At 70.2% G+C, this 17,785-nt stretch carries 24 protein-coding genes; 22 read left to right on the forward strand and 2 right to left on the reverse strand.

Translation table 11 applies throughout. The features are described 5' to 3' along the window. The first annotated feature begins 6 nt into the window (after positions 1 to 6). The 10 genes from fliS to VO99_RS15945 are packed head-to-tail and all read left to right on the forward strand — an operon-like array spanning position 7 to position 6,663. Complete coding sequence (gene fliS, locus VO99_RS15900; protein ID WP_046113879.1) at positions 7 to 399, forward strand: flagellar export chaperone FliS; 393 nt, start codon at positions 7 to 9, stop codon at positions 397 to 399. Continuing rightward, entirely contained in the window at positions 392 to 697 is a 306-nt protein-coding gene (locus tag VO99_RS15905) for a hypothetical protein (protein ID WP_046113880.1), read from the forward strand. The genes fliS and VO99_RS15905 overlap by 8 nt, the downstream gene beginning before the upstream one ends. After that, complete coding sequence (locus VO99_RS28905) at positions 694 to 1,971, forward strand: flagellar hook-length control protein FliK (protein WP_052736383.1); 1,278 nt, start codon at positions 694 to 696, stop codon at positions 1,969 to 1,971. Before VO99_RS15905 ends, VO99_RS28905 begins: the two co-directional genes overlap by 4 nt. A 3-nt stretch (positions 1,972 to 1,974) precedes the next feature. Further along, positions 1,975 to 2,430, forward strand: a complete 456-nt coding sequence (locus VO99_RS15915) for a flagellar basal body-associated FliL family protein (RefSeq protein ID WP_046113881.1) — start codon at positions 1,975 to 1,977, stop codon at positions 2,428 to 2,430. Between the two features lie 4 nt (positions 2,431 to 2,434). After that, the gene (locus VO99_RS15920; RefSeq protein WP_046113882.1) at positions 2,435 to 3,169 is read left to right on the forward strand and encodes a FliA/WhiG family RNA polymerase sigma factor; all 735 of its coding nucleotides are present in this window, start codon (positions 2,435 to 2,437) and stop codon (positions 3,167 to 3,169) included. A 26-nt stretch (positions 3,170 to 3,195) separates the two neighbouring features. Then, positions 3,196 to 4,113: a flagellar motor stator protein MotA gene (gene motA / locus VO99_RS15925; protein WP_046113883.1), complete on the forward strand. Its 918-nt coding sequence runs from the start codon at positions 3,196 to 3,198 to the stop codon at positions 4,111 to 4,113. Next, entirely contained in the window at positions 4,100 to 5,155 is a 1,056-nt protein-coding gene (locus VO99_RS15930; RefSeq protein WP_046113884.1) for a flagellar motor protein MotB, read from the forward strand. Before motA ends, VO99_RS15930 begins: the two co-directional genes overlap by 14 nt. Further along, on the forward strand, positions 5,152 to 5,472 hold the full coding sequence (flgM, locus tag VO99_RS31980; protein WP_083440643.1) for a flagellar biosynthesis anti-sigma factor FlgM: 321 nt from the start codon (positions 5,152 to 5,154) through the stop codon (positions 5,470 to 5,472). Before VO99_RS15930 ends, flgM begins: the two co-directional genes overlap by 4 nt. Further along, entirely contained in the window at positions 5,469 to 5,891 is a 423-nt protein-coding gene (gene flgN / locus VO99_RS15940) for a flagellar export chaperone FlgN (protein WP_046113885.1), read from the forward strand. The genes flgM and flgN overlap by 4 nt, the downstream gene beginning before the upstream one ends. 10 nt (positions 5,892 to 5,901) lie before the next feature. After that, positions 5,902 to 6,663: a glycoside hydrolase family 73 protein gene (locus VO99_RS15945; protein WP_052736406.1), complete on the forward strand. Its 762-nt coding sequence runs from the start codon at positions 5,902 to 5,904 to the stop codon at positions 6,661 to 6,663. Between the two features lie 13 nt (positions 6,664 to 6,676). Here VO99_RS15945 and flgA read toward each other — a convergent pair whose 3' ends face one another. Continuing rightward, positions 6,677 to 7,402 carry a flagellar basal body P-ring formation chaperone FlgA gene (gene flgA, locus VO99_RS15950; protein ID WP_198156963.1) on the reverse strand — a complete coding sequence of 242 codons (726 nt, stop codon included), beginning with the start codon at positions 7,400 to 7,402 and terminating at the stop codon, positions 6,677 to 6,679. On the opposite strand from flgA, the gene flgB reads away from it, so the two are divergent. From flgB to VO99_RS16010, 12 genes are all read left to right on the forward strand, one after another. Beyond that, entirely contained in the window at positions 7,401 to 7,769 is a 369-nt protein-coding gene (gene flgB / locus VO99_RS15955) for a flagellar basal body rod protein FlgB (protein ID WP_046113887.1), read from the forward strand. The genes flgA and flgB overlap by 2 nt on opposite strands. 2 nt (positions 7,770 to 7,771) lie before the next feature. Beyond that, on the forward strand, positions 7,772 to 8,173 hold the full coding sequence (gene flgC, locus VO99_RS15960; RefSeq protein WP_046113888.1) for a flagellar basal body rod protein FlgC: 402 nt from the start codon (positions 7,772 to 7,774) through the stop codon (positions 8,171 to 8,173). 4 nt (positions 8,174 to 8,177) lie between these two features. Continuing rightward, positions 8,178 to 8,849 (forward strand): flagellar hook capping FlgD N-terminal domain-containing protein, encoded by a 672-nt coding sequence (locus VO99_RS15965; protein WP_046113889.1) that lies wholly within the window; start codon positions 8,178 to 8,180, stop codon positions 8,847 to 8,849. A gap of 22 nt (positions 8,850 to 8,871) precedes the next feature. Next, a complete protein-coding gene (locus tag VO99_RS15970) occupies positions 8,872 to 10,059 on the forward strand; it encodes a flagellar hook protein FlgE (RefSeq protein ID WP_046113890.1) in 1,188 nt (395 codons plus the stop codon). A 25-nt stretch (positions 10,060 to 10,084) separates the two neighbouring features. After that, complete coding sequence (locus VO99_RS15975; RefSeq protein ID WP_046113891.1) at positions 10,085 to 10,810, forward strand: flagellar basal body rod protein FlgF; 726 nt, start codon at positions 10,085 to 10,087, stop codon at positions 10,808 to 10,810. 10 nt (positions 10,811 to 10,820) lie between these two features. Then, positions 10,821 to 11,609, forward strand: a complete 789-nt coding sequence (gene flgG, locus VO99_RS15980) for a flagellar basal-body rod protein FlgG (RefSeq protein WP_198156964.1) — start codon at positions 10,821 to 10,823, stop codon at positions 11,607 to 11,609. Next, complete coding sequence (flgH, locus tag VO99_RS15985) at positions 11,606 to 12,289, forward strand: flagellar basal body L-ring protein FlgH (protein ID WP_083440645.1); 684 nt, start codon at positions 11,606 to 11,608, stop codon at positions 12,287 to 12,289. The genes flgG and flgH overlap by 4 nt, the downstream gene beginning before the upstream one ends. 13 nt (positions 12,290 to 12,302) lie before the next feature. Next, positions 12,303 to 13,457: a flagellar basal body P-ring protein FlgI gene (locus tag VO99_RS15990; RefSeq protein ID WP_083440646.1), complete on the forward strand. Its 1,155-nt coding sequence runs from the start codon at positions 12,303 to 12,305 to the stop codon at positions 13,455 to 13,457. Continuing rightward, on the forward strand, positions 13,457 to 13,813 hold the full coding sequence (locus tag VO99_RS15995) for a rod-binding protein (protein ID WP_083440647.1): 357 nt from the start codon (positions 13,457 to 13,459) through the stop codon (positions 13,811 to 13,813). The genes VO99_RS15990 and VO99_RS15995 overlap by 1 nt, the downstream gene beginning before the upstream one ends. Before the next feature lie 79 nt (positions 13,814 to 13,892). After that, positions 13,893 to 15,269, forward strand: coding sequence for a flagellar hook-associated protein FlgK (gene flgK, locus VO99_RS16000; protein WP_046113892.1), 1,377 nt, complete (start codon positions 13,893 to 13,895; stop codon positions 15,267 to 15,269). A gap of 16 nt (positions 15,270 to 15,285) precedes the next feature. Next, positions 15,286 to 16,197, forward strand: a complete 912-nt coding sequence (flgL, locus tag VO99_RS16005) for a flagellar hook-associated protein FlgL (protein WP_046113893.1) — start codon at positions 15,286 to 15,288, stop codon at positions 16,195 to 16,197. 11 nt (positions 16,198 to 16,208) lie between these two features. Further along, on the forward strand, positions 16,209 to 17,258 hold the full coding sequence (locus VO99_RS16010) for a hypothetical protein (RefSeq protein ID WP_052736384.1): 1,050 nt from the start codon (positions 16,209 to 16,211) through the stop codon (positions 17,256 to 17,258). Positions 17,259 to 17,264: 6 nt separating this feature from the next. Here the strand turns inward: VO99_RS16010 and VO99_RS16015 are convergent, their stop codons facing one another. Then, positions 17,265 to 17,732, reverse strand: a complete 468-nt coding sequence (locus tag VO99_RS16015; protein ID WP_046113894.1) for a DUF1178 family protein — start codon at positions 17,730 to 17,732, stop codon at positions 17,265 to 17,267. Positions 17,733 to 17,785 lie beyond the last annotated feature (53 nt).

Consider the following 17,785-nt stretch of genomic DNA (forward strand, 5'->3'; position numbering starts at 1 on the left):
ACCCCCATGAACCTGAACCAAGACGGCTATCGCAGCTACCACGCGGTGAACCTCGGCGCCCAGACGGCACAGGCGTCGCCGGTGCAGCTGGTGCTGATCCTGACCGACGGCCTGCTCGAGGAACTGGCCCGCGCCCGTGCCCACGTGGTGGCACGCCGCTACGAGATGAAGGCCCGCAGCCTGGACAAGTGCATCGACATCCTGCACGGCCTGGCCAGCTCGCTGGACTTCGACAACGGCGGCGACATCGTGCAGAACCTGGACCGCCTGTACGACTACTGCGCCGACCGCCTGTACCACGCCGGCACCCAGCTGGACCCGGAGATCATCGACGAGGTGACCGGCCTGCTGACCACGCTCAAGCAGGGCTGGCTGGGCCTGCAGGCACGCCATGGATAGGCGTCCCGCCCTGCTGGGCTGGCGCCAGCGGCTGGAAACCGCAGCTCGCCACGACGACTGGGCGGCGCTGGCACGCGCCGACCGCGAAGTGGCCGCCGGCCTGCCCGGCCTGGCCGCCGCCGGCCCCTGGTCGGACATCGAACGCATCGCGCTGCAGCAGCTGCAGCAAAGCCACGCCACCGCGCGCGAGCGCTGTGGCAGCGCCCTCACGGCCCTGGGCCGCCAGCTCGACGCCATGCGCCAGCAGCGCGAAGGCTGGCTGGCCTACGCAGGCGGCAACGCCTGGGACACCGAATGAACATCCCCGCCCACGTCACCGTGCCCACCCAGGCCGCAGCGCCCGTGCCCGAGGGCACCGCCGGCGCCCTGCCGCCCGTGGCCGCCGCGGCCACCCCGCCGGCCGCGCCCGCGGCGCAAGCCCTGCCGGCCGGCATGCCGACCCAGCAGCCGGCCACCGCCACGCCGGTCGCCGCCGTGCCCAGCGCCTTCAATGCGCTGCTGGCCAGCCTGGGCCTGGTGACGCCCGCAGCCGACGGCGCCGCGCAAGAGACGGCGGAGCCGGCCGACGCAGAGGCCGACGCCACGACCACCGCCGTCCTGCCCGCACTGCCGCCGGGTGCGCCCGAGTTGCCGGTGCCGGCCGCCGAACTCACGCCGGCCTGGCGCAGCGATGCCGCCATGCTCATGGCCAGCCTGCCGCCTGCCGCCGCCGTGCAGCCGGGCGGGGCCGCCACCCCGGCGGGCCCGACCACGGCCCAGCCCGCGTCCACCGCCGTGCCCGCCCTGGCGGCCACACAAGCCGCCGGCGCCTCGGCGGCGCTGCCGTCGACCACCGCCCTGCCGGTGGCCACGCCGACCGGTGGCGCCGGTGCCGCGGGCCGCGCCGCGCGGGCGCCGGTCGCCGAACGTCCACAAGCGCAGGCCACGCTGCCCGCCAGCGGCCCGGCCAGCACCGCTGCGCTCGCCGCGCCGTCCACCCTGCCGGTGTCCACTGCCCAGCCGCCGCGCGAGGCCGCGGCGCTGCCGGCCGACGCCGCCACGCCGCCCTCCGCTCGCCGCGACGACGCCAACACCGCCGCCTGGGCGCTGCCGCCGGCCGATGGCGCCAGCTTCGCGGTGGAGGCCACCACGGCAACCGCCGGCACGGCCACGGCGGCCAAGCCGGTACCGGCCCACGGCCAGGCGCTGCTGGAAGCGCTGGGCGAACGGGTGCAGGTGCAGATCGCCCAGCGCAGCGAGCATGCGGTCATCCGCCTCGATCCGCAGGCCATGGGCAGCGTGGAGATCGTGCTGCGCCATGAAGGCGGCGCGCTGCAGGTGCAGCTCAGCGCCAGCCACCCCGATGTGCAGCGGCAGCTGCAAGGCATCAGCGAAGCCTTGCGGCAGGACCTGTCGCAGCGCCAGTACACCGACGTCTCGGTCAACGTGGCGGCACAGCAGCACGGCGATGCCGATGGCCGCCGCCGCCAGGGCGGCCAGCCGCAGCCCGAGCAACGCCCCGGCCAGGCCCTGGCCGAGGCCGAGCGCGGTAGCACGGCCGGCGCCTTCTCCCTGGCGTCCAGCCTGGAGTAACCCATGAAGAAACTGCATGTCCTGCTGATCGCCGGCGTCGCCTCGGTGCTGGTGCTGGGTGGTGGTGGTGCCGCCGCCTGGTGGTACCTCAAGCCCAAGCCCGAGCAACACGTGGAACAGGCCAAGAAGGTCGACAAGACCGTCTACAAGTACGTGAGCCTGGACAAGGTGCTGGTGATGCTGCGCGGCCGCGAAGGCGAACCGCTGTCGCACTACCTGGCGGTGGACCTGGTGTTCAAGACGCCGGCCGAGCAGGAGAAGGTGATGAAGGACCACCTGCCGCTGCTGCGCAGCGTGGTGGTCAAGGCGCTGTCGGCGCACACGCTGGAAACCGCCGGCAAGATGACGATCGACCAGTACACCGAAGAGGTGAACGCGGCCTTCGCCAAGAGCTACGAGGCGGAGCAGCGCGAGATGCCGTTCAAGACGGCCATGATCGGCAAGCTGATCATCGAGTGAGCCGATGACCTATCAGGCCGTCTACGGTGAACAGGCGTACGGTGCCGCGGAGGCGCCGCCGGCGGTGCTGCGTGGCGCGCTGGACGAAGGCGCGCAGCTGGTGGCCTATGCGCCGCTGGTCAAGCGCATCGTGCGGCAGCTCAATGCCCAGGTCACCGTCACCATGGGCCGCGACGACATGGAACAGGTGGGCCTGATGGGCCTGCTGGATTCCCTGCGCCGCTACGGCCCGCCGGACGAGAAGTTCGGCAGCTATGCGGCCATGCGGGTGCGTGGCGCCATCCTCGACGAGCTGCGCCGCCAGGACTGGCGGCCGCGCGGCGTGCGCCAGGACAGCCACAAGATCCGCGACGGCGTGCGCATCCTCACCCGCAAGCTGGGCCGCGAGCCCAGCGATGCCGAGGTGATGAAGGCCCTGGGCCTGACGCCCGAGCAGTGGAGCGACCACCAGCTCGACGAGAACGCCGAGGAGCTCTCCAGCTTCGACGAACTGGTGGCCGAGCTGAGCCTGGTGCCCAGCGACCAGCGCTCGCCGGAAGAGCAGTACGTGGTGCGGCGCAGCCTGGAGCAGGCGCTGAAGGCGCTGGACGTGCGCGAGCAGCGCGTCATCCAGCTGTACTACGAATTCGAGCTGAGCCTGAAGGAGATCGCGGCCGTCCTCGATGTCACCGAGGCCCGCGTCTGCCAGATCAACAAGGGTGCGCTGCGGAAGATGAAGACCTTCCTGCAGCCGGCCTGACACCCCACGCTTCCAAGCACAAAGCCATGCAATCCATCGTCGGCATCCTCATCATCCTGGGCAGCGTGTTCGGCGCCTTCCTCTTCCACGGCGGCAGCATCGCGATGATCTGGCAGCCGGTGGAGGTGGTCATCATCGTCGGCGCCGGCGCCGGCGCCATCGTGCTCGGCAACCCCGGCCACGTGCTGTCGGAGATGTGGCTGCAGGTGCGCAAGGTGCTGCTGCGCAAGAAGCAGGGCGGCGACTTCCAGCGCCAGCTGCTGCTGCTGATGTACGAGCTGCTGCAGACCGCCGCCGGCGGGCTGAAGGCGCTCGACGCCCACGTGGAAGCGCCGCATGAGAGCGCGCTTTTCAAGCGTTATCCGCTGATCCTGGAGGAGCCGAAGCTGCTCCACTTCATCGTCGACAACTTCCGCCTGATGGCGATGGGCAAGATCAACGCACACGAGCTGGAGGGTGTCCTCGAACAGGAGATCGAGGCCATCCACGAGGAGCTGATGCAGCCGGCCAAGTCGCTCGCCAAGATCGGCGAGGCGATGCCCGGCTTCGGCATCCTTGCGGCCGTGCTCGGGATCGTGATGACGATGAACGTGGTGGCCGACGGCGCCGCCATCGGCGAGATCGCGGTGCGCGTGGGTGCGGCCATGGTGGGCACCTTCATCGGCATCTTCATGTGCTATGGCCTGCTCGACCCGATCAGCATGATGATGAAGCAGCTGGTGGCCGAGGAGATGCAGGCGCTGGAATCGGTCAAGGTGGTGCTGTGCACCCACGTGGCCGGCAAGCCGCCGCTGCTGGCCATCGACGCCGGCCGCCGCCTGGTGCAGCTCAACATCAAGCCCAGCTTCGCCGTGCTGGAAGGCTGGATCGACAAGATGCAGAACGCCGGCGACCCCGACGGCACGCCGGCGCGACGGGCGGGAGACAAGCGTGTCCAAGCCTGAGGCCAAGGGCAAGGGCCACCATGAGGAAACCGTCGTCAAGCGGGTGTCCGGCAAGGGCCACCATGACGACCACGGCGGCGCCTGGAAGGTCGCCTTTGCCGATTTCTGCCTGGCCCTGCTGTGCCTGTTCCTGGTGCTGTGGCTGATGGCCTCGCGTGAGCAGCAGGAAACCGCCGAGCAGCTGCGCATGGCCCAGGGCGGCAGCCCGATGGACGGCGGCGGCGGCGGGCGCATTCCCGGCGAGCCCGGCAGCGCGCTGGGCAGCCTGATCTCGCGCGAACCGGTGCCCAGCCGCGGCGACGACCCCACCAACAAGGAAGGCAACCCCGGCGCACGTTCTTCCGGCGAAGGCGCCGGCCCCACGCCCAAGCTGTCCAAGTCGCGCTACGAGAGCGAGTCCGACATGAACGAGCTGGCCCGGGTGCTGGCCGACGTGAGCCGCCGCGCCGGGCTGGAGGACAACCTGCAATCCGTCATCACGCCCTACGGCCTGCGCGTGATGCTGCACGACACCGAGCGCGAAGGCATGTTCAAGCGCGGCAGCGCCATTCCCACCGAGCGCTTCCGCGGGCTGATGCAGGCGCTGGGCCCGCTGTTCGCGCAGATCGAGAACCAGCTCATGATCGTCGGCCACACCGACTCGCTCCCGTACGTGGAGAAGAGCCCGACCGCCTTCTCCAACTGGGCGCTGTCCAACAGCCGCGCCTCGGCCGCACGCTCGCACCTCTTGATGGGCGGCATGCCCGAGTCCAGCGTGCTGCAGGTGGTGGGCATGGCCGACCGCGCACCGATGACCCCCGACAACCCGCGCGCGGACGTCAACCGCCGCATCGAGCTGATGGTGCTCACGCCCGACCAGGCGCGCAACGTCAGCGCCATGTACGGCATGCCCACGCGCAGCCAGGCGCTGGTACCCGGCAGCCTGTCGGTGGTGCCGGCCAAGGCCGACCAGGGCGTGGCCGCGCTGCGCACCCAGCTGCTGGCCGGCCGCGACACGGCGGCCCCGCTGCAGGCCGCCGACACCCGGAAGAACACGCCATGAGAACCACCAAGTCGTCTTCCTCCCGCGGTGCCCCGCTGCGCAGCGCAGCCGCGTCCGGCACCGGCAAGCTGGCCGGCGTGGCTGCCACCGTACCGGCGGCCGAAGCGGGTGCGATGGCCGGCGCCGCCGCCGCAAGCGCGCCGCAGGTGCTGCAGTCCGCCGTGCTGGGCCCCGCGCTGGCCGCCATGGCCAACCTGCCCGAGATCGACCATGCCAAGGTGGCCGAGCTGCGCGACGCCATCGCGCGCGGCGACCTGCACTTCGACGCGGCCAAGCTGGCCGGCCTGATCCAGCGCTTCCACGGGAGCCGCTCATGAAACGCTCCGACGTGCTGCGCAGCCTGATCTCCGGCGTGCATGCCGACCATGCCGACTACCAGCAGCTGCGCCAGCTGCTGGGCGAGCAGTTCGACGCCGCCCTGCGCCATGACACCCAGGCGCTCACCGCGCTGGGCGAGCGCATCACCGCACAGGTGGCGGTGCTGGACCAGCGCCGCCGCGAGCGCATGCGCGCGGTGGCCCTGCTGGGCCTGCGCGCACCGGCCACGATGGAGCAGGTGATCGTGCTCTTCGCGAGCAACATGCAGGCCGCGGTGCGGCAGCTGTGGCAGGCGCTGGAGGCCCTGGTGCTGGAATGCAAGGCCCTCAACGGCCGCAACTGCCGTTTGATGATGGAACAGCATGCGCTGATGCAGCGTGTGCTGGCCGGCGAGGCGGATACCTATGTTCCGGCCTGAGCTCGCCCTGATGACCACGCCGGCCCGCCCGGCCAGCGCCGCCAGGCCCACCGCGCCGGCACCGGCGGCCATGGCCTCGAGCGGCGGCCGCTTCAGCCAGACCTTCGCCCAGCTCGACGGCGAGATCCGCGACTACATCGCCCATGGCACACCGCAAGGCAGCGACGTGCCCGCGCTCAGCAGCGCGGCACGCGCCTACCTGGCCCGGATGCAGGCCACGCCGGTGCCTACGGCCGCCGCAGGCCACAACGTCCTGCAGCCCCTGCCCGCGCTGGAGGGCAGCGGTGCGCTGGGCGAGGTGTCGGCCGGCTCGCTAGAGCGCGATGCCTTCCTCGGCCACATCGCGCCGTGGGCGGAGCAGGCGGGGCAGCAGCTGGGCGTGGCGCCCGACATCCTGGCGGCGCATGCCGCGCTGGAGTCCGGCTGGGGCCAGCGCCCGCTGCGCCAGCCCGATGGCAGCAGCACCCACAACCTGTTCGGCATCAAGGCCGGCGGCGGCTGGCGCGGCGGCAGTGCCGATGCCCTCACCACCGAATACGAGGACGGCGTGGCGCTGAAGAAGACCGAGCGCTTCCGCAGCTATCCCGATGCGGGCGCGGCCTTCCGCGACTTCACGCAGCTGATGCAGACCAGCCCGCGCTACCAGGCCGCGCTGAACACCGGCACCGACGTGCGCGCATATGCCGAGGCGCTGGCGCGCGGCGGCTATGCCACCGACCCCAACTACGCCGACAAGCTAGTAAGCGTGGTCAACCGGCTGCGTACACGATGAAGCCGCTGCAGGCTCAGGGCATGTCGGCCGGCTGCACCGTGCCGGCCTCCATCACCCGTGCGCGGATCACCTTGCCGGTGTTCACGTTGCGCACCCGCACCACCTCGCCGCGCTTGCCGGGCTCCAGCGCTTCGCCGCTGGCCGTGACCTGCACCGGGCCGCTGCGGGCTTCGATCACCACCACGTCGCCGCGCTTGACCAGCACCGGCGCGCTCAGCAGCCGCTTCTGCAGCACCTGGCCGGGCCGCAGCGGACGCAACGCGGCCTGGCCGGCCGCTTCCTCGATGTCCGACATCGGGTCGGGCACCGACGACACGTCGCGCCGGTCCAGCATCAGGTCGCTGGCGGCGATCGGCTTGCCCGAGGCCACCGACGTGGCCGCGACCACCACCTCGGCGCTGAGCGAGCCGCGCACCACGAAGACGGTGCGGCTGCCCTCCACGCCCGGGCAACGGGCGGCGAAGCGCATGCGGCTGGCGAAGCGGTTTTCCATCGTCTCGATCAACGGCGCCTGGGCGCAGCGCGGTGCCTCGCGCGTGCCTACCGGCGACACGCTGACCTCGATCTCCGGGGCCAGCAGGCCGTCGCGCTCGGCCTGCAGGTGCAAGGCCTCGCGCGCGGCCTCGGCCACGGCCGCTTCCATCGACGGCACGGCCGCGGCAGGCGCGGCGGCCACGGCCGCGGCATAGGCCAGCGGCCACACGGACCACCATTTTCTCGACAGGCAAAGGAGCAGCATGGGCATCGACTTCAAACAGGCGCTGGGCACGCATGCCAACACGCTGGCGCTGCGTGCCGAACGCACCCGGATCCTGGCATCCAACATCGCCAATGAAAGCACGCCGGGCTACCAGGCACGCGACATCGACTTCGCAGCGACGCTGCGCCAGGTCGAAACCGGCGAGGACGCCGATGGCCTGTCATTAGACACCGGCGCCGAGGACCCGAAGTACCGCGTGCCCTTCCATCCCACCCAGGACGGCAACACCGTCGAACTGGGCGTGGAGCAGGCGGCTTTCTCGCAGAACGCCTCGGATTTCCAGACCAGCCTCACCTTCGTGAACATGAAGCTGCGTGGCCTGGCCAAGGCCATCGAAGGACGTTGAACATGACATTCCGCCACATCGCCCAGATCGCCGGCTCCGCCATGTCCGCGCAGACGGTGCGCCTGAACACCATCGCCAGCAACCTGGCCAACGCACAGTCGGCCACCGGCAGCGAGACCGATACCTACAAGGCCCGCAAGCCGGTGTTCGCGGCCATCGCGCAGGGCGCCGGCACCTCGGTGCAGGTGCTGGACGTGGTGGAGAGCACCGAGCCGCTGCGCAAGTCGTACGAGCCCGACCATCCGCTGGCCAACGACGAGGGGATGGTGTTCTATCCCAACGTCAGCCCGGTGGCCGAGATGACCGACATGATGTCGGCCTCGCGCGCCTTCGAGACCAACGTGGAGGTGATGTCGCGCCTGAAGGGCATGCAGCAGTCGCTGCTGAAGCTGGGCGAGGGCTGAACGCATGGCCTCCCTCATCACCAACGACGGCACGGCCGGCGCGGCCGCCAAGTCCGGCGGCATCAACAGCGCCATCGGCGCCAATGGCGAGATCTCCAACCTGTTCACCACGCTGCTGGTGGCGCAGATCAAGAACCAGAACCCGCTGGAGCCCACCGACCCGGCCGAGTTCGTCGCGCAGCTCACCCAGCTGAGCCAGACCGAGACGCTGCAGAACCTGTCCAGCCAGACCACGCTGAACGGCGCCCTGCTGGAAAGCCTGCAAACCCTGGGCCTGGGCGGCCAGGTGGGCGGCCGCGTCACCGTGAGCACCGATGCGGTGTCGCTGGGCGGCACGGCCGTGGGCGGCAGCTTCGAGCTGTCGGCCGCCAGCAGCAAGACCACGCTGGTGCTCACCGCCGACAACGGCACCGAGCGCCGCATCGAGCTGGGCACCCAGGCCGCGGGCACCGTGCCCTTCAGCCTGGACCGCAATGCCCTGGGCCTGCCGGCCGGCACTTATGCCGTGCGGGTGGAGGCCGAAAACCAGGCTTCGCCTTCCGTGAGCGTGCTGGGCACGCTGAGCAGCGTGCGGCTGGCCGCCGACGGCAGCGTGGTGGTGGACGTGTCGGGCGTGGGCGAGACCGCCCCCGACGCCATCACCGCCTTCCATGGCCGCGCCAACGCCCAACCCTGAATCCCTGCAAGAAGGAACCGACATGAGCTTCGCCATCGCGCTTTCCGGCATCAACGCCATCAACGCCGAGCTGGACACCATCTCCAACAACATCGCCAACTCTGGCACCTACGGCTTCAAGGCCGGTCGCGCCAACTTCGCGTCGATGTACGCAGGCACGCAACCCACGGGCGCGGAAGTCTCGTCCGTCACCCAGACCATCGAGGAAGGCGGCGGCGTGATGACCACCGGCCGCAGCATGGACGCGTCCATCAGCGGCCGCGGCTTCTTCGTCTCGCGCGATGCCAGCGGCGCCATGGTCTACAGCCGCGTGGGCATGTTCAGCGTGGACAAGAGCGGCTTCGTGGTGGACGGCAGCGGCCGCAAGGTGCAGGGTTATGCCGCGCTGGAAGGCAGCACTGCGCTGGGCGCGCTGGGCGACCTGACGGTGCCCAACGGCCAGATCGCGGCCAAGGCCACCGATTCGCTGAAGTACGTGAGCAACCTGTCGCGCGACTGGACGGTGCCCACCATCACGCCGTTCAACCCGGCCGATCCGCTGACCTTCAACAGCTCCAACGTCTCGGTGGTCTACGACTCGCTGGGCACCAAGCACAGCGTGACCCAGTACTTCGTGAAGACGGGCACCAACGCCATCAACGTGCACTACACCTTCGACGGTGCAGCCGCCGCGGCGCCGCAGGCGCTCACCTTCGACACCAACGGCGTGCTCACCTCGCCCACCGCGGCGGTGTCGCTGAACCTGGGCACGCCCGCCGGCGCCAATCCGCTGGTGGTCTCCCTGGACTACACCGGCACCACGCAATATGCCGGCGAAGCGGTGCCCACCGTCAATGCCTCCAACGGCTATGCCTCGGGCACGCTGATCTCCACCGCACTGGACGAGGACGGTTCGGTGATGGCCCAGTACAGCAACGGCGAGAAGAAGCGCGTGGGCACCCTGGCCCTGGCCGCCTTCCCGGCCGAAGGCGACCTCACGCCGGTGAGCGACACCAGCTGGGTGGCCTCGTCGGCCTCGGGCGAGGCGCTGATGTTCGCCGCCGGCAGCGGCATGACGGGCAAGCTCACCACCGGCTCCATCGAGCAGTCGAACGTGGACATGACCGGCGAGCTGGTGGGCCTGATGTCCGCCCAGCGCAACTACCAGGCCAACACCAAGGTGCTGTCCACCGAGAACGAGATGATGCAGGCGCTGATGCAGGCGGTCTGAGCGCGCACGCCGAGAAGACGACGCCATGGACGCCTTGATCTACACCCTGATGAGCGGCGCGGAGCGCTCGATGCGCGCGCAGCAGGTGCATGCGAACAACCTGGCCAACCTGGAGACCACCGGCTTTCGGGCGGACCTGGACATGGCGCTCAGCGAAGCCGTGCCCGGCGTGGGCTTCGATGCCCGCCACATGGCGCGGCTGGAGACCAATTCGGTGACCTCGCGCGCCGGGGCGGTGCGGTCCACCGGCCGCGACATGGACGTGGCCCTGCAGGGCAACGCCTTCCTCACGGTGCAGTGGCAGGGCGGCGAGGCCTACACCCGCGCCGGCGCCATCCAGATCGACGCCGACGGTGGCCTGCATGTGGATGGCCGGCCCTTGATGGGCGATGGCGGACCCATCGTGCTGCCGCCCTACGAGAAGCTGAGCATCGGCGTGGACGGCACCGTGTCCATCCAGGCGCCGGGCGAGCCCGAGATGCAGGCGGTGGACCGGCTGAAGCTGGTCACGCCGCCGCTGGGCCAGATCACCAAGAACGAGGCCGGCCTCATCGTGCCGCGCAACGGCCAGCCGCTGCCCGCCGACGAGGCCGCACAGCTGCAGGCCGGCGCGCTGGAGGGCAGCAACGTGTCGGCGGTCGAGGAGATGGTGGCCACCATGAGCCTGAACCGCGACTTCGAGGTGCAGATGAAGCTCTACAAGGCCGCCGACTCGATGGCCGAGGCCGGCAACCGATTGATCAGGGAATGAGGAGAATCCGATGAACCCCGCGATGTGGATCAGCAAGACCGGCGTGCAGGCGCAGGACGCCAAGCTGCAGGCGATTGCCAACAACCTGGCCAACGTGAACACGGTCGGCTTCAAGCGCGACCGCGTGATGTTCCAGGACCTGTTCTACCAGGTGGACCAGCAGCCCGGCGCCCAGCGCGACAACAACACCGCGTCCCCCTCCGGCACGCAGCTGGGCAACGGCACCAAGGTGCTGGGCACGCAGAAGGTGTTCACCACCGGCAGCCTGCAGACCACCAGCCAGGCGCTGGACGTGGCCATCGTCGGCCAGGGCTTCCTGCAGGTGGCGCTGCCTGACGGCAACACCGCCTACACCCGCGCCGGCCAGCTGCAGCTGGACTCCGAAGGCCGGCTGGTGACGGCCCAAGGGCTGCCGCTGGTGCCCGAGATCACCGTTCCCGCCAATGCCACCGGCGTGACCATCGGCGAGAACGGCGTGGTGTCGGTAAGCGTGAACGGGCAGACCGCACCCACCGAAGTGGGTCAGCTCACCATCGCCGGCTTCGTCAACCCGGCCGGCCTGCTGGCCACCGGCGACAACCTCTACACCGAGACGGCCGCCAGCGGCGCGCCCAACGTGGGCAACCCCGGCACCGATTCGTTGGGCAAGCTCAAGCAGTTCGCGCTGGAAGGCTCGAACGTGCAGGTGGTGGAGGAGATGGTCGAGATGATCGCCGCGCAGCGCACCTACGAGATGAACACCAAGGTGCTTTCGGCAGCCGACAACATGCTGCAGTACCTGGCCCAGGCCGCCCGATGAACGGCCTGCTCGCACGCAGCGCGGCGCTTGTGCTGGCGGCCGCCGCGATGCTGGCCGCCGGTGGCTGTGCCCACATCGAGCCGCAGCAGGCACCGGTGCTGGCCGAGGAAAAGCCGCTGCCGGTGCTGCAGCCGGTGGCCCGCCGCGGCCAGTCGGGCGGCGTGTTCGCGCCCGACGCCACCTGGAGCCTGCACAGCGACAGCCGGGCCTTCCGCCCGGGCGACGTGCTGACCGTGGTGCTCAACGAGACCACGCAGGCCAGCAAGTCCGCCGACACGCAGTTCGGCAAGGAGAGCAACGTCTCGGTCACGCCCACCATCCTGGGCACCAAGACCATCAAGAGCAATGTCGGTGCCGGCGCCTCGCGCGACTTCACCGGCAGCGCCACCAGCAGCCAGCAGAACACGCTGCAGGGCGCGATCACCGTGATCGTTCACGAGGTGATGCCCGGCGGCCTGCTGCGCGTGGCCGGAGAGAAGAGTCTCTACCTGAACCAGGGCGAGGAATTCGTGCGGCTGGCCGGCTACGTGCGCAGCGCCGACATCGACACCGACAACCGCGTCTCTTCGCAACGCATCGCCAATGCGCGCATCGCCTACAGCGGCCGCGGCACGCTGGCCGATGCCAACAACGCCGGCTGGCTGACCCGCTTCTTCACCAGCCCCTGGATGCCCTTCTGAGGCCCGCTGCCCCATGACCCCTTCGCGCTTTGCCTCGTTGATCCTGCTGGCCGCCCTGGCCGTGCCGATGGCCGCCAGCGCCGCCCCTGCGCCGCGCGCCAATGCGGCCGATGCGGCGCCGGCCAAGAACCTGCGCACGCTGCGCAACCTGGTCAGCGTGGAAGGCGTGCGCGACAACCAGCTGATCGGCTACGGCCTGGTGGTGGGCCTGAACGGCTCGGGCGACAGCACGCAGTCCAAGGCCACCGGCCAGTCGATGACCAACCTGCTCAAGCAGTTCGGCGTCAAGCTGCCCGAGAAGGTGGATGCCAAGTCGAAGAACGTGGCCACGGTGATGGTGAGCGCGGTGTTCCCGCCGGGCTACCGCAAGGGCCAGACCATCGACATCACGGTGTCTTCGCTGGGTGACGCCAAGAGCCTGCGCGGCGGCACGCTGCTGCTGACGCCGCTGCGCGCGGCCGACGGCGAGGTGTATGCGCTGGGACAGGGCAACCTGGTGGTGGGTGGCCTGAACGCCAGCGGCGCCAGCGGCTCCAGCGTCACCATCAACACGCCCACCTCGGGTCGCGTGCCCAACGGCGCCTCCATCGAACGCGAGATCGAGACCGACTTCGACACCCGCCCCACCGTGCGGCTGAGCCTCAAGCGCCCGCATTTCCAGACCGCGACCAACATCGTCGAGTCGATCAACAGGGCCTACGGCCCGGTGGCCTCCACCCGCGACGCCACCAGCGTGGAAGTTGCGGCGCCGGCCAACCCGACACAGCGCGTGGCCTTCGTGGCGGCACTGGAGGCACTGCCCATCGACGTGGGCCGCGAGGTGCCCAAGGTCATCTTCAACTCACGCACCGGCACCGTGGTGATCGCCGACGGCGTGACTGTCAAGCCGGCGGCGGTGTCGCACGGCTCGCTGAAGGTGGTGATCTCGGAGACGCCGCAGGTCAGCCAGCCGAATGCCTTCGCGCGCGGCAACACCGCCGTGGTGCCGCAGTCCCGGGTCAACGTGGACCAGGGCTCGGGCACGATGTTCAAGTGGCCGGCCAGCGCCAGCCTGCAGAGCATCATCGACGCCATCAACAGCATCGGCGCCACGCCGGACGACATCATGTCCATCCTGCAGGCGCTGGACCAGGCCGGCGCCATCGACGGCGAACTGGTGGTGATCTGATGAGCGGCGCACCTGCCCTGCCCACGCAGCCTGGCCTGGCGGCGCCCAGCGCCAGCCAGGCACCGCTGCGCGGCCGCGAATCCGGCCCCGCACCCGCCGACGACGCCGCCCTGCGCGCCAAGGCAGGCGAGGCCGCCGAGAAGTTCGAGGCCCACATGATCCGCCAGATGCTGCAGCAGATGCGCAGCAGCATGCGCGCGATGGCCGACGACGACAGCCCGCTGAACAACAAGGTCAACCAGGACATGACCGACCTGGCCGATGGCCTGGTGGCCGACCAGATGGCCGGCCAGCGCGCCTTCGGCATCGCGGATGCGCTGCTCAAGCAGCTGCTGCCGCCCACGGCGCAGCGCTGAGATTTAAGTCGGGCGGCGGCTGCGTCGCCTTTCCCCCAGGAGCGGGCCCTCGAGAGCCCGCCAACACGGACTGCCGCCCATGACCCTCATCCAGACCGCCCTGTCGGGCACCCGCGCCGCCCAGATCGGACTGGACGTGACCAGCCAGAACATCGCCAACGTGATGACGGCCGGCTACACCCGCCAGGGCGTGCAGCTCACCACGGTGCAGCCGGCGCGATCCGGCGCCACCGCCGTGGGCGCCGGCGTCAACGTGCCGGCGCTCATCCGCTTCAGCGACAGCTACAAGAGCCTGCAGATGTGGACCGCGGCGTCCGACCTCGCGCAGCGCGAGGTGTCGCAGGCCTACCTGACGCAGCTGGAACAGGTGATGGGCGATGGCGAGTCCGGCATCAGCGGCGGCCTGGACCAGTTCTTCGCCGCGCTCAATGCCGCCAGCGTGGAGCCCGGCTCCTCCCCGCTGCGCCAGCAGGTGATCACCGCGGCCGATGCGCTGGCCCAGCGCTTCAACAGCCTGCAGACGGTGCTGGCCAACCAGCGCACCGCCATCAGCCAGCAGCGCAGCACGGTGGTGGGCCAGGTCAATTCGCTGTCGGGCGACGTGGCTAGGCTGAACGAGAAGATCGCCGCCGCCACCGGCCTGGGCGTGAATGCCTCCGGCCTGATCGACGAACGCGACAAGAAGATCGACCAGCTCGCCTCGCTGGTGACGGTGCAGGTGGTCAACCAACCCGACGGCTCGCGCAGCGTGTCGATGCGCGGCGGCCAGCCGCTGGTGGTGGGCGCCACCGCCTCCACCCTGCGCACCCAGACCAACCCCGACGGCACGCAGACACTGAAGCTGGACTTCGCGTCGGAGACCTTCTCGCTGGCCGGCACGCCGCTGGGCGGCCAGCTGGGCGGGCTGGACGACCTGCAGACCCGCATCCTGGCGCCGCTGTCGCGCTCGGTGACCGAGACCGCCGACCAGCTCTCCAACAGCGTAAACGGCTTGTTCGCCGGCGGCTATGGCGCCAACGGCGCACCGGGGCAGCCGCTGTTCGTCTTCGATCCCACCAGCTCCAGCAGCCTGCTCAGGCTCAATCCGAATGTGCTGCCGCAAAACCTGGGCTTTTCCAGCGATCCGACGCAGCCGGGCGCCAGTGACAATCTACTGGCAGTGATCGCGCTACAGCAACAACCCGTCACCCTCACCTCGCTCGGCAACGTCTTGCTGGGCGACGTGTATTCGCAGCTGGTGGGCCGGCTGGCCACCGACAGCCAGCAGAACCAGGCCGCGCTCACCACCGCCAAGACGGTGCGCAACCAGGCCGAAGCCAGCTGGAAATCCACCAGCGGCGTGAACCAGGATGAGGAAGCCGTGAACCTGTTGCAGTACCAGCAGATGTACCAGGCGAACATGAAGGTCATCGCGGTGGCGAGCGAATTGTTCGACAGCACGCTGGCCATGATCTGAGCGGAGCTAGCACACCATGCGCATCGCCAGCACCCAATACCACGGCACCATGAACACCGCGCTGCAGGACGCCTCCGCCCGTGCGCAGGAGATGCTCGAACGCATCGCCAGCGGCAAGAAGCTCTCGGTGCCTTCCGACGATCCGGTGACCGCCGTGCGCCTGTCCCGTCTCACGCGCGAGGAAGCGGCGCTCACGCAGTACCGCGAGAACATCAGCGCGCTGAGCACGCGGCTGCAGCAGAACGAGGCGCTGCTCGACGGCATGAGCACCGACCTGCTGGAAGCGCGCGACCTGCTGGTGTGGGCGGCCGACGGCGGCAACACGCCGGAGGACGTGGCCGCGATGGCCGGCTCCCTGAAGTCGCTGCGCGACAGCCTCTTCTACACCGCCAACAGCCGCGACCAGGAAGGCCGCTACGTCTTCTCGGGCACCGCGACCAACACACCCACCATCGGCTTCGACGGCACGCAACCTCCGGGCTTCCGCTATGGCTGGACGGGCAATGCCGGCACGCAGCAGGTGGTGGTGGGCAACGGCATCACCCAGTCGGCCAACGTGCCGCTGGGCCAGGCGGCCGCGCTGCTCAACCAGCTCGACAAGACCATCGCCACCTTCGAGACCGGCACCGCCAGCGTCAACGACCCGATCGTGCGCGCCGAACTCACCGCCACGCTGAGCGGCGTGGACGCCGGCATCGACCAGATCAACACCTTGATCGCCGGGCTGGGCGGGGCGCAGAACACCCTGCGCACGCTGGGCGACAACCATGCCAACGTCAGCCTCTCCAACCAGCAGGCGGGCCTCACGCTGGGCGCGCTGGACTACAGCGAGGCGGCGGTGAAGCTGGAGGGCTACACCACCGCGCTGCAGGCCACGCAGAAGGCCTATGCCAAGGTGAGCGGCCTGTCCTTGTTCGACGTGATCTGACCATCCACGCCATGCAAGCCATCTCGTCCACCGTCAACACGCCCGGCAGCCGTCCCGCAGGCACGGCACAGGCGCGTTCGGCGACGGGCGAGGCGGCGGCGCTGGCGGCGGCAGGCCAGGAGCAGCGACCGCTGCGCGTGGCGCGGCAGGACTGGAATCCCGACCGCAACCAGCAGACGGCAGACGCACAGCGCACGCTCGAGTACCTCGAGCGCATGTCCACCCAGCTGCAGCAGCTGAAGAACACGCTCAGCGCGCAGCTGGTGAGCCAGCGCGCAGCCGCGGCCGGGCATTCCGGCGTGCAGCAGAACGCCGCCAGCAACGGCGCCGCCGCCGAGCAGCAGCTGCAATCGCTGGACGACCTGTGGCGCCAGCGCGAGATGATGACCGGCGGCAGCCTGGACAGCCAGCTGCGTTTCATCGCCGAGGGCACGGCCCGGCGGCGCTTTTCCATCCGCGGCCTGGACACGGCAGCGCTGGCGGGCGGTGAACGGGAGACGCTCAGCTTCTCCGTCGGCCAGGGCCGCAGCGGGCCGGTGACGGTGACCCTGGAGCCCGGCGCCACCCTGCAGGACAACGTCAAGAAGCTCGACCGGGCCCTGGCCCCGCTGGGTATCGGCGTGGGCCTGAACGGCGCGGGCGATACCGTCTTCAGCGTGCCTGAATCGCAATGGGCACAGGTGCGGGACGCCCTGGCCATCAAGGGCGGCGGCATCCGCCTGCCGGGCGGGCAGGCCCACCGCGCCCGCACCGAGGTGCAGGAAGAAGCCATCACGCCCACCGGCTGGAGCACCGGCGATGCCACGGCCCTGCGCAACACGCTGCAGGAAGTGACGCAGGCGCTGGAGCATGTGCGGCGCGTGGCCCAGCAGGTGCGCGAGACGCTGGAGCGGGCCAAGCAGGCCACCGCGCAGGCGGCCGACGCGGCCTGGGCCAGCGCCTTCGCCGCGGAGTTCGGCGAGCGTGCGCAGGCGCCCGACTACGAGGTGTACGCGGCGATCGCGCCCGCCCTGGTGAGCGTGAACCGCAGCCGCGTGGTGTCGCTGCTCACGCTCAAGTAGCCCGGGCTACTGCAGCGGTTCCTTCAGCGCCTGCGGCATGGGCAGGCTGGCGATCTCGATGCCTTCGTCCAGCAGGGCCTCGCGCTGCTCCGGCGACGCCTGGCCGCGGATGCCCCGCGCTTCGATCTCGCCGTAATGCATGCGGCGGGCCTCCTCCGGAAAGCGTTCGCCCACGTCTTCCGTGTGCGCGATCACATGGCGCACCGCCTGCATCCAGGCCGCCTGCAAGGCCTTCTCGCGCGACAGCGGCGGGGCGGCGGCAGGCTTGGCGGCAGCCTCGGCGGACGACGGGCTGGGCGCACGCGCGCCGGAGAGGTTCAGGCGGGGTGCGCTCGGCCGGCGCGAGATGCCGGTGTCGGCACACAGCGGGCAGCCGATCAGCCCGCGCCCGAGCTGCGACGCATAGTCGTCCTCGGAGGAGAACCAGCCTTCGAAGCCATGGCCCTGGCTGCAGCAGAGGTCGAGAACCTTCATCGGATCATCATAGTGGGGTGGCACCGGCGCGATGGCGCCAGGGCCAAGCCGGC

The organism is Aquincola tertiaricarbonis (assembly GCF_000969605.1).
GTDB lineage: Bacteria > Pseudomonadota > Gammaproteobacteria > Burkholderiales > Burkholderiaceae_C > Aquincola > Aquincola tertiaricarbonis.

What these genes read in the sequence shown, in the direction of transcription:
- fliS (WP_046113879.1), top strand. Translation starts at nt 7, where the DNA reads ATGAACCTGAACCAAGACGGCTATCGCAGCTACCACGCGGTGAACCTC.
- VO99_RS15905 (WP_046113880.1), top strand. Translation starts at nt 392, where the DNA reads ATGGATAGGCGTCCCGCCCTGCTGGGCTGGCGCCAGCGGCTGGAAACC.
- VO99_RS28905 (WP_052736383.1), top strand. Translation starts at nt 694, where the DNA reads ATGAACATCCCCGCCCACGTCACCGTGCCCACCCAGGCCGCAGCGCCC.
- VO99_RS15915 (WP_046113881.1), top strand. Translation starts at nt 1,975, where the DNA reads ATGAAGAAACTGCATGTCCTGCTGATCGCCGGCGTCGCCTCGGTGCTG.
- VO99_RS15920 (WP_046113882.1), top strand. Translation starts at nt 2,435, where the DNA reads ATGACCTATCAGGCCGTCTACGGTGAACAGGCGTACGGTGCCGCGGAG.
- motA (WP_046113883.1), top strand. Translation starts at nt 3,196, where the DNA reads ATGCAATCCATCGTCGGCATCCTCATCATCCTGGGCAGCGTGTTCGGC.
- flgM (WP_083440643.1), top strand. Translation starts at nt 5,152, where the DNA reads ATGAGAACCACCAAGTCGTCTTCCTCCCGCGGTGCCCCGCTGCGCAGC.
- flgN (WP_046113885.1), top strand. Translation starts at nt 5,469, where the DNA reads ATGAAACGCTCCGACGTGCTGCGCAGCCTGATCTCCGGCGTGCATGCC.
- VO99_RS15945 (WP_052736406.1), top strand. Translation starts at nt 5,902, where the DNA reads ATGACCACGCCGGCCCGCCCGGCCAGCGCCGCCAGGCCCACCGCGCCG.
- flgB (WP_046113887.1), top strand. Translation starts at nt 7,401, where the DNA reads ATGGGCATCGACTTCAAACAGGCGCTGGGCACGCATGCCAACACGCTG.
- flgA (WP_198156963.1), bottom strand. Translation starts at nt 7,402, where the DNA reads ATGCTGCTCCTTTGCCTGTCGAGAAAATGGTGGTCCGTGTGGCCGCTG.
- flgC (WP_046113888.1), top strand. Translation starts at nt 7,772, where the DNA reads ATGACATTCCGCCACATCGCCCAGATCGCCGGCTCCGCCATGTCCGCG.
- VO99_RS15965 (WP_046113889.1), top strand. Translation starts at nt 8,178, where the DNA reads ATGGCCTCCCTCATCACCAACGACGGCACGGCCGGCGCGGCCGCCAAG.
- VO99_RS15970 (WP_046113890.1), top strand. Translation starts at nt 8,872, where the DNA reads ATGAGCTTCGCCATCGCGCTTTCCGGCATCAACGCCATCAACGCCGAG.
- VO99_RS15975 (WP_046113891.1), top strand. Translation starts at nt 10,085, where the DNA reads ATGGACGCCTTGATCTACACCCTGATGAGCGGCGCGGAGCGCTCGATG.
- flgG (WP_198156964.1), top strand. Translation starts at nt 10,821, where the DNA reads ATGAACCCCGCGATGTGGATCAGCAAGACCGGCGTGCAGGCGCAGGAC.
- flgH (WP_083440645.1), top strand. Translation starts at nt 11,606, where the DNA reads ATGAACGGCCTGCTCGCACGCAGCGCGGCGCTTGTGCTGGCGGCCGCC.
- VO99_RS15990 (WP_083440646.1), top strand. Translation starts at nt 12,303, where the DNA reads ATGACCCCTTCGCGCTTTGCCTCGTTGATCCTGCTGGCCGCCCTGGCC.
- VO99_RS15995 (WP_083440647.1), top strand. Translation starts at nt 13,457, where the DNA reads ATGAGCGGCGCACCTGCCCTGCCCACGCAGCCTGGCCTGGCGGCGCCC.
- flgK (WP_046113892.1), top strand. Translation starts at nt 13,893, where the DNA reads ATGACCCTCATCCAGACCGCCCTGTCGGGCACCCGCGCCGCCCAGATC.
- flgL (WP_046113893.1), top strand. Translation starts at nt 15,286, where the DNA reads ATGCGCATCGCCAGCACCCAATACCACGGCACCATGAACACCGCGCTG.
- VO99_RS16010 (WP_052736384.1), top strand. Translation starts at nt 16,209, where the DNA reads ATGCAAGCCATCTCGTCCACCGTCAACACGCCCGGCAGCCGTCCCGCA.
- VO99_RS16015 (WP_046113894.1), bottom strand. Translation starts at nt 17,732, where the DNA reads ATGAAGGTTCTCGACCTCTGCTGCAGCCAGGGCCATGGCTTCGAAGGC.